Origin of the sequence: Natronococcus jeotgali DSM 18795 (assembly GCF_000337695.1) — an archaeon.
In the GTDB taxonomy this organism is placed as follows: Archaea; Halobacteriota; Halobacteria; order Halobacteriales; family Natrialbaceae; genus Natronococcus; species Natronococcus jeotgali.
This window is the reverse complement of record NZ_AOIA01000162.1, coordinates 94,622-103,589: the sequence shown is the minus strand read 5'-3', so window position 1 is coordinate 103,589 and position 8,968 is coordinate 94,622. Positions and strand designations below refer to the sequence as shown.

Below are 8,968 nucleotides of genomic sequence, written 5' to 3'. Positions count from 1 at the left end.
GATGGAAGACGCGGCGACGGCGACCGCCCTCGAGCGGTTCGATCTGCTCGAGCGCTACCTGAGCGTGCGCGCGGTCGCCAACTACGACCGCCCGGCGCCCGGCGAGACGGTCGAGGAAAGCTTCGACGGAACCGCGTCGAGTCTCGCGCTGGCGATCGACAACGCCGAGCGCGTCGGCTCGGCGGTCGTCGAGGAACTGCTCGAGACCGATCCGCTCGGGGTCCGGGACGAACGCGGTCCGGTCGAAAACTGAGCGCGGCGTCTCAGGCGCCGCGGGGTTCGGTCGCCGGCGGCGCCACGTCGTCCTCGAGCCGGCGGCCGCCGTAGGCGACCGCGACCATCGAGAGCCCCGTCGTGACGAGACTGATCCCGACGAGCAGCCCGATCGCCCAGGCTGCGGTGGCGGGGAACCCCGCCCACAGAAGCCCCGCGAGAACGAGCGAGAGGGCGCCGCTGACGGCGATCCACGCCCGTCCCGGTTCGCCCGCCATCCGAAGGCTTACGCCGAGTTCGGCGATGCCATCGACGAGCAGGTACGCCACGACCAGCAGCGTCAGACTGAGCAGGCCCAGGGCCGGATTGACGAACAGAAGCAACCCGGCACCGATCGACACCGCTGCGAGCGCGAGTTGCCACAGCGACCCTCGCCAGCCGCGCGCGGTGAACGCGTGTCCGGCGTGGACGATTCCGCCGCCGACCAGCAGGGCGCCGACGAGGTACGTGATCGCGATACCCGTCGCGAGCGGGAGGAGGATCGCGAGCAATCCCAGCACGGCGACGACGCCGCCCGCGATCGCGAGCGTCCGCCAGCCCTGCTGTAACGAGTAGGTTCCGGGTTCGGTAGTTGGTGTACTCATGGAACTCTCCGAGCGAACGGAGGCGCCGCACGGAGATAGCTATTATCTACGCGCTGACAGTAACTCCGAGAAAGGGACCGGTCCGCGTGGGTGAGGGTTCGAACACGTCTGAAACGGTCGAACGAGGTCCCGAGCCGATCAGACCTCGAGCGCCAGCCCCGACTCCGTCAGCGCCTCGTCGACGGAGCGGTCGTCGTGGACGATCCCGCCGACGGCCGTCGCGATCGCCTCGGGGTCCTCGTGCTGGAAGATCGACCGGCCCATCGAGATCCCGTCGCCGCCGGCGTCCATCGCGCCGCGGACCATCTCGAGGGTCTCGCGGTCGGTGCCCCGCGAGCCGCCGGCGATGACGACCGGGAGACGGGTCGACTCGACGACGTGCTCGAAGCTGTCGGCGTCGCCGCTGTACCCCGTCTTGACGACGTCGGCGCCGACCTCCTCGGCGAGCCGAACGGCGTGGCCCAGCGACTCGGGGTCGGCCGAGTCGATTCCCGGGCCGCGGGCGTAGGCCATCGCGAGGACGGGGATGCCGAACCGGTCGGCTTCGGCGGTGATCTCCGCGAGCTGGCTGGTCTGGTCGGGCTCGTAGTCCGAGCCGACGTTGATGTGGAAGGAGACGGCGTCGGCGCCGACCCGGATCGCCTCCTCGACGGTGCCGGTTACCCGTTTGTCCTGCTCGTCGGGGCCGATCGTCGTCGACCCGTTGAGGTGGACGATGTACCCCTTGCCGTTCTTGTTGTCGTGGACGCGGGGCGCGATCCCCTTCTGGGTGAGGACGGCGTCGGCCCCGCCGCGGGTCACGCCGTCGATGGTCGATTCGATGTCTTTCAGCCCCTGGACGGCTCCCATCGTGAGGCCGTGGTCCATCGGGACGATTACGTACGATCCGTCTGTACCGATCCGCTCGAGTCGTGCGTCGGTGCCTGTAGTCATTGCGAGTGTCTAGCAATCAGGTGGTTATGGCTGTTCTGGTTCCGGTACATCTACCCCGCCGCCCCGGCGGGCGCCGCGTTTGAGTTCGGCGGCCTTGGCCTCGAGGGCGGCGGCCGCGGGGGCGTTGCCCTCGCCGTGTTCCGCAATGATGTCGACCAGGGCGCTGCCGACGATGACGCCGTCGGCGCCGGCCTCGATTATCTCCGCGGCGTGGTCGCCCTCGCTGACGCCGAAGCCGACCGCCTTGGGCACCTCGTACTCCTCGAGGCGCGTCAGGCTGTCGTGGGTCGCGTTCGAGACGTCCGCCCGCGCGCCCGTCGTCCCCAGGCGGGCCTGGACGTACGCGAAGCCCGACACCTGGGACATGATCCGCTCGAGGCGTTCGCCCTCGGTCGTCGGCGCGACGATGAAGACCAGATCGAGCCCGTGCTCGTCGCAGGCCTCGCGAAGGGGATCGGCCTCCTCGGCGGGCAGGTCGGGGACGATGATCCCCGAGAGCCCGGCCTCGGCGGCGCGCTCGACGAACGGCCGAACGTCGGCTTCGTTCCGCGGCTTCTCCGCGTCACCTTCCGAGGCGCGTTGCGCCTCGCTTGGCCCATACTGGAGCAGCATGTTGTAGTAGGTCATCACCAGCAGCGGCGCCTCGGTCTCGAGGTCGTCGACCAGCTCGAAGAAACCCTCGGGGGTCGTGCCCGCCTCGAGCGCGCGGTTGATCGCCGCCTGGATCGTCGGCCCCTCCGCGATCGGCTCCGAGAACGGGAGACCGAGTTCGATCAGGTCCGCGCCGCCCCTGTCGAGGGCCTCGACGTACTCCGTGGTGTCCTCGAGCGAGGGGTCGCCCGCCGTGATGTAGGTGATCAGCGCGGGGTGGTTCTCGCGGATGGCGGCCTCGATTTCGCTGTCGGCGGTCGTCTGTTCGTCGGTCATTGTCGGTCGAACACCTCCACGTCCGGCGCGGCCTCGAGGTCGCGCGTTTCGGTCTCCTCGAGCACCGTCTCCAGGTCCTTGTCGCCCCGTCCGGAGACGTTGACGACGACGAGGTCGCCGAGGTCCTCGTAGTTCTCCTCTAAGTATCCGAGCGCGTGACTCGACTCCAGCGCCGGAATGATCCCCTCGAGGTTCGAGAGCCGGTGGAAGCCGTTCAGCGCCGCCTCGTCGGGGACGCTGACGGGCGTCACCCGTCCGGTCTCGACGAGGTGTGAGAGCTCGGGGCCGACGCCGGCGTAGTCCAGGCCCGCGCTGACGCTGTGGGACTCGACGATCTGGCCGTCCGTGCTCTGGAGCAACTTGGTCATCGCGCCGTGGAGCACGCCGTCGGTGCCCGTCGACAGCGTCGCCGAGTTGGGTGCGACGCCTTCCGCCTCGTCGATCTCGAGGCTCGAGCCGCCTGCCTCCACCGCGTGTAGCGCGATGTCCTCGTCGGGCACGAACTCGTGGAAGGCCCCGATCGTGTTCGATCCCCCGCCCGCGCACGCGAGGACGCTGTCGGGGAGCCGACCCGTCTTCTCCCGGATCTGCTCGCGGGCCTCGCGACCGATCACCGACTGGAACTCCCGAACCAGCTTCGGGAAGGGGTGGGGGCCGACGATCGAACCGATCACGTAGTGGGTTCGCTCGACGGTCGTCGCCCAGTCACGCATCGTCTCGTTGATCGCCTCCTTCAGGGTGCCGGAGCCGGCGGTGACCGGGTTCACCGCCGCACCGTTCATCCGCATCCGGTAGACGTTGGGCCGCTGGCGGTTGATGTCGGTCCGGCCCATGTAGATCTCGCAGGGCATGTCGAGGTGGGCCGCCGCCATCGCCGTCGCCGTGCCGTGCTGGCCGGCGCCGGTCTCGGCGACGATCCGTTCCTTGCCCATATACTTGGCCAGCAGCACCTGGCCGAGCGCGTTGTTGAGCTTGTGGGCCCCGCCGTGGACCAGGTCCTCGCGCTTGAGGTAGACCTCCCGATCGTAGCGCTCGCTGAGTCGATCCGCGCGCTGGAGCGGCGTGGGCCGCCCGCCGAAGTCGCGCATCCGCTCGCGGAACTCGTCCATGAACCCGTCCTCGTTCTCGAGGACGTACCGCTCGTAGGCGTCCTCGAGTTCCTGGAGGGCGGGCATCAGCGCCTCGGGGACGTACTGGCCGCCGTACTCGCCGAACGTCGCCTCGCCGTCTCGATCGCGGTTTCGTTCCGGTGTGCTCATTGGGTTGCCTCCGTCAGCCGTCGGGTGTTCTCGGTCACGTCGCTCCCGCCGCCGTGGTCCATGATCGCGCTGCCGACCAGCAGGGCGTCGGCGCCCGCGCGACGCATCCGCCGGACGTCCTCGGGCGAGGAGACGCCGCTCTCGGCGATCACGGTCACGTCGTCGGGCGCGTGGGGCGCCACGGACTCGAACGTTCCGAGATCGACCTCGAGTCGTGCGAGGTCCCGGTTGTTGATTCCGACGATCTCCGCCCCCGCCTCGAGGGCGGTCTCGAGTTCGTCGCGGTCGTGGACCTCCACGAGCGGCTGGAACCCTCGCTCGCGGGCGGCCGTCACCAGCTCCTCGAGATCGTCTACGAACCGCGCGATGAGCAGGAGGAGGTCGGCCGCGACGGCATCCAGTTGGGCTTCCCGGACGAGGAAGTCCTTGCGCAACACGGGGACGTCGACGGCCTTCCGGACCCGTCGCAGCGCCTCGGGGGAGCCCCCGAAGTGCTCGGGTTCGGTCAACACCGAGATCGCCGCCGCGCCGCCCGCGACCATCGCCTCGGCCAACTCGACGGGATCGTCCGCGCGGGTGCCCTCGGCGGTCGGACTCGTCGGCTTTACCTCCGCGATAACCGGGACGCGGCCCTCGCGCTCCGCCCGAGCCAGCGCGTCGGGCAGCGACCGCGCGTCGACCGAGACCCGCTCCCGATCGGTCGATCGCTTCCGCGCGGCCTCGAGGATGGCCCGGACCGCGGGATCGAGCTCCGTTTGAGAGGTCATTATTGTACATCGACGTACTGTTATGTACATAAGGCTTGCGTCCGCGTCGCCCGAACGACCGGCGAATATTCAAGCCCGTCGCCCGTATCGCCGCCCATGGAGGATGTCACCGACGCCGGGATCTACGCGCGGGAGTCGTCGTACCTCGACCGACACGTGCAGGTCGGCGTCGCGGGCGGACGGGTGCTGCGGGTTTCGTTCCCGAAGACGCCCGAGGACGACGCCGAGACCGACCACCCCGTCCTCGATCGGATCTTCGAGTACCTCGACGGACTCGAGGAGGTCGCGTTCGACGACGTCCAGGTCGCGCTGACGATGCCGACCGACCAGCGGGCGGTGCTGGAGGGGGTCCGGGAGATCCCGTACGGCGACCAGGTCGACGTCCGCACGCTGGCGCGGATGACCCCGGAGCTGGATCACGAGGACGACGAGGATCTCACCCTGGTTCGGACGGCGCTGGATAGCAACCCCGCGCCGATCCTGATTCCCGACCACCGGGTCCGCGACGGCCCCAGCGCCGCGCCGCCGCCGGTCGAACAGAAGCTGCGCTCGCTCGAGGGGTTGTAGGTTCGGCGCCCTCGGTTCTACCCTCTCAGGGTCGCGTAGGCGTAGAGGCCGATCCCCGCGTAGATCAGCAGCGTGCTCGCCAGGTCGACGACCACCAGCCGGGTAGCCAGGTGGACGAACTGGAGGACCCCGCCGGCGATCAGACAGCCCGCGGCGCCGGAGACGACCGTCGCCCCGTCGGCCTCCCGATAGAGGACCGCACCGATCCCGACCGCGACCAGCCCGAAGGCGACCTCGGCCGCGGCCGCCGCCGGCTCGCTCTCGGCGAGGGTGGCGTACGCGAACAGCCCGAAGTACGAGAGGATCCCGTAGACGATCAGCCGCCGCGTCGACGCCGAGAGCTCGATCGCGTCGCTCATACGCGAGTTCGGGCCCCGCGTCCCTTAGCTTTCGATGGTTCGGGCCCACTCGAGGTCGATCGCCTCGTGGACGACGAACTCGAGGGCGTTGATCAGGTAGTGGGCCACGACGACCACCAGGAAGCTCTCGGTCACGATAAAGACCGCCGCCAGCACGAACCCGAGCGCTCCGGTGACGACGACGCCGACGACGCCTTGCATCCCGTGGCCGAGCGCGAACGCGATCGAGGACGCCGCCGCGAGCAGCCACGGCGAGACCCCGAAGCCGACCGAGAGCGCGCCGATTAGTGCGGCCCGGAACAGTAGTTCCTCGAAGACGGCGATGATCGGGAGCACGCCCCCGAGCAGGACGACCCACTCCCGCGCCGAACCGGGCGCGAGCAGCTTTCGAAGCCGTTCGTCGTGGTCGAACCCCAGCCGGGTCACGAGCGCGGCGCCGAGCTCGTCGGCGACGTAGAGGACGATCCCGACCCCGGTCCCGACGACCAGCCCGGTCTCGAGGTACGTTCGCGAGAACTCGATCCCGAGCGCGTCGGCCGGCACGCCGGTGTAGACGACGGCGCCCAGCAGGACGAGCGCGAACAGCCCCTGGGAGGCCGCGACGTTCGCCAGCATCGCACCCGCTGTCAGCGAATCGGGATCGACGCCCGCGCCCCGGCGCGTTCGCGACCGTCGCCGCCGATCCGGCTCGGCGGTTTCGTCGGGTCCGACCCCGCGGCGATCGGTCGCCGCCGGCTCGGATCTCGGTGCGGCGTTCGACGCCGCGGGCTCGCGGTCGGGTTCGGACTCGACCTCGCGTCCGCGCTCGGAGACCGACTCGGCCTCGAGAGACTCGCGGGTCGACTCGTCGGCGGTCTCGAGATCGACGCCGTCGAACGCGGATTGTGTGAGGTGTGACAGAACGAGGAGAACGAGGAGGACGGCGCCCGTAATCGCCGCGAACGCCGTCCAGGTAGCCATCTACTGCGGGCTGGGGTTCGAACCGCTGGCCGAGCCGACGGTCTGCTGATCGAAGGCCGATCCGGTGATCGACTTGAGCCGATCGACCAGCGAGTCCTTCTTGGGTTCGCCCATCAGGGCGACGTCTAGGACCTCGCTGATGTTCGAGCACGGGATGATCTCGATCATCTCGGCGTACTCGTCTTCGATCATCACGTCCTGCTCGTTCGCCTTGGGGATGATGACCTTAGTGCAGCCGGCCTTGGCGGCGGCCTCGATCTTGTGGGTGACCCCGCCGACCGGGAGGACGTCCCCGCGAACGGAGAGCGACCCGGTCATCGCGACCGACTGGTCGACCGGGATATCCTCCAGGGCGGAGATGACGGCCGTCGCCACCGTGATGGAGGCGGAGTCGCCGTCGACGCCCTGCTGGCCGGCCTGAACGAACTGGATGTGGACGTCCTTCTCGGAGAGGTTCACGTCGGAGAACTTCTTGATGATCGCCGAGACGTTCTGGACCGACTCCTCGGCCATCTCCTGGAGTTTGCCGGTGGCGATCACCTGGCCCTGGCCCTGGGCGGGTGCGATCTCGGCCATCACGGGGAGCATGATACCCGAGTCCTCGCCCATGACCGCCAGGCCGTTGACGCGTCCCTCCATGCCGTCCTGGGTGACCTGCAGCTCGTAGTCCTTGCGCCGTTCGATGTAGTCGTCGGCGAGTTGCTGTTCGATCGACCGCGAGCGTCCCTTCGCCTCGAGGACGTGCTCGCGGGTCGTGAACTCGGCGTCCTCGGCGCGGGCGATGTCGCCGGCGACCCGCACGAGCCCGCCGAGGCTCCGGAACTCGAGGGTCAGGTGCTCCTTGCGGCCCGCGCGGCGTTTGGCCTCGAGGATGACCTCCTCGACGGCATCGCGCGTGAAGTGGGGAAGCCGTCCGTCGCGCTCGACCTCCTGGGCGATGAACCGGGCGTACTTCCGGCGCATCTCGGGGGTGTCCTCGATGGTGTCGTCCATGTACACCTCGTACCCGTAGCCCTTGATACGGCTCCGGAGCGCGGGGTGCATGTTCTCCATCGCGTCGAGGTTGCCCGCAGCGATCATGACGAAGTCACAGGGGACGGGCTCGGTCTGGACCATCGCGCCCGAGGAGCGCTCGGACTGGCCCGTGATCGAGAACTCGCCCTCCTGGATCGCCGTCATCAGCTTCTGCTGGGTGCGGATGTCGAGCGTGTTCATCTCGTCGACGAACAGCACGCCCTTGTTGGCCTTGTGGATGGAGCCGGGCTCGACCCGGTCGTGGCTCGGCGTCTCCATGCCGCCGGACTGGAACGGGTCGTGGCGGACGTCGCCCAGCAGGGCGCCGGCGTGGGCGCCGGTGGCGTCCTCGAAGGGAGCCTGGCGCTGCTCGCCGTTGTCGACGATCATGTTCGGCACCATCGCGTCCGACCCGCGGGAGGTGTACCGGAAGATAAACCAGATGATCCCCGCAGCGAGGATGCCGAGCAGGATCTGTCCGGAGAGGATCGCGTACCCGACGACGATCGCGATGATGATCCACATCAGGATCGAGCGCATCTGGTTGCGCTTGCGGGCTTCCTCCTTGTGGGCGTCGATGATCTGTTCGCCCTTGCCGGCTGGAACCGTTCGAACCTTCGGTTCGTTACCGTCGTCGGGGTTGTGGTAGACGAGGACGTCCTGGAGGTCCTCCTGGGGCAGTAGCTGGCTCATCGCCTTCGCCAGCATCGACTTCCCGGTCCCCGGCGACCCGATCATCATCACGTGGCGCCGTTGCTTGGCCGCCTTGATGATGATGTCGCGGGCCTCGTCCTGTCCGATCACTTGGTCGACGAGTCGGTCGGGTACCTCGATGTCCGCGGTCGAATCGATCTTGAGGCCACCGAGGAGGTCGTCCTCGGCGTTTTCCTCGTCGATCTCGACGCCGGGATCGACGTCGACCTCGCTACCGAGGTCCTCGACCGTCTCGATGTCGTCCCCGTCGGGGTCCTCTTCGAACCCCTCGGGCGGACGTTGCTCGGACCCGTCGGGCCCCGACTCGCGGCCGAACTCGCCGTTCGGCCGGCGGCCGGACTCGTCGGTCCGATCGCCGGAGTCCGTCACTGGCGATCGATCCCCCTGGTCGTCCGACGCCCGGTCCCGTTCGGTCTCGTCGGGAGCGGCGTCAGGTGCGCCTTCGGGGGAATCGTCGACGTTCGTATCGTTGCTCATAGAACTCTGTTCAGTACCTGATTCGAAGGGATTGCGACTGATATACTTTCTCCATGCGGGTCGCAGCGATAGACGCCGTAAGCGACGACTACGGCCCTCGAGACGCCCGATTCCCGCTGCGACTGCTCCCGATG

Annotated in this window: 9 protein-coding genes and 1 pseudogene; 2 read left to right on the top strand and 8 right to left on the bottom strand. The window is 68.7% G+C overall.

The window, feature by feature from the left end; genetic code table 11:
• Positions 1 to 253 (top strand): annotated as a pseudogene (locus C492_RS20375) (phosphorylase); the annotation flags it as partial.
• Positions 254 to 263: 10 nt separating this feature from the next.
• Here C492_RS20375 and C492_RS20370 read toward each other — a convergent pair.
• The 5 genes from C492_RS20370 to trpC all read right to left on the bottom strand — a co-directional run bounded on the left by C492_RS20370 (position 264) and on the right by trpC (position 4,743).
• Complete coding sequence (locus tag C492_RS20370; RefSeq protein WP_008427089.1) at positions 264 to 857, bottom strand: HdeD family acid-resistance protein; 594 nt, start codon at positions 855 to 857, stop codon at positions 264 to 266.
• 138 nt (positions 858 to 995) lie between these two features.
• The gene (locus tag C492_RS20365) at positions 996 to 1,790 is read right to left on the bottom strand and encodes a 2-amino-3,7-dideoxy-D-threo-hept-6-ulosonate synthase (protein WP_008427088.1); all 795 of its coding nucleotides are present in this window, start codon (positions 1,788 to 1,790) and stop codon (positions 996 to 998) included.
• A 24-nt stretch (positions 1,791 to 1,814) separates the two neighbouring features.
• On the bottom strand, positions 1,815 to 2,717 hold the full coding sequence (gene trpA / locus C492_RS20360) for a tryptophan synthase subunit alpha (RefSeq protein ID WP_008427086.1): 903 nt from the start codon (positions 2,715 to 2,717) through the stop codon (positions 1,815 to 1,817).
• The gene (gene trpB, locus C492_RS20355) at positions 2,714 to 3,976 is read right to left on the bottom strand and encodes a tryptophan synthase subunit beta (RefSeq protein ID WP_008427084.1); all 1,263 of its coding nucleotides are present in this window, start codon (positions 3,974 to 3,976) and stop codon (positions 2,714 to 2,716) included. The genes trpA and trpB overlap by 4 nt, the downstream gene beginning before the upstream one ends.
• Positions 3,973 to 4,743 (bottom strand): indole-3-glycerol phosphate synthase, encoded by a 771-nt coding sequence (trpC, locus tag C492_RS20350; protein ID WP_008427080.1) that lies wholly within the window; start codon positions 4,741 to 4,743, stop codon positions 3,973 to 3,975. The genes trpB and trpC overlap by 4 nt, the downstream gene beginning before the upstream one ends.
• Before the next feature lie 96 nt (positions 4,744 to 4,839).
• On the opposite strand from trpC, the gene C492_RS20345 reads away from it, so the two are divergent.
• Complete coding sequence (locus C492_RS20345; protein ID WP_008427078.1) at positions 4,840 to 5,310, top strand: MGMT family protein; 471 nt, start codon at positions 4,840 to 4,842, stop codon at positions 5,308 to 5,310.
• 17 nt (positions 5,311 to 5,327) lie between these two features.
• Here C492_RS20345 and C492_RS20340 read toward each other — a convergent pair whose 3' ends face one another.
• From C492_RS20340 to lonB, 3 genes are read right to left on the bottom strand one after another with little or no spacing between them, the layout of a single operon-like run.
• Entirely contained in the window at positions 5,328 to 5,669 is a 342-nt protein-coding gene (locus C492_RS20340) for a hypothetical protein (RefSeq protein WP_008427076.1), read from the bottom strand.
• Positions 5,670 to 5,693: 24 nt separating this feature from the next.
• Positions 5,694 to 6,629 carry a CPBP family intramembrane glutamic endopeptidase gene (locus tag C492_RS20335; RefSeq protein ID WP_008427074.1) on the bottom strand — a complete coding sequence of 312 codons (936 nt, stop codon included), beginning with the start codon at positions 6,627 to 6,629 and terminating at the stop codon, positions 5,694 to 5,696.
• Positions 6,630 to 8,834 (bottom strand): ATP-dependent protease LonB, encoded by a 2,205-nt coding sequence (lonB, locus tag C492_RS20330; protein WP_008427072.1) that lies wholly within the window; start codon positions 8,832 to 8,834, stop codon positions 6,630 to 6,632.
• Between the last annotated feature and the right edge of the window lie 134 nt (positions 8,835 to 8,968).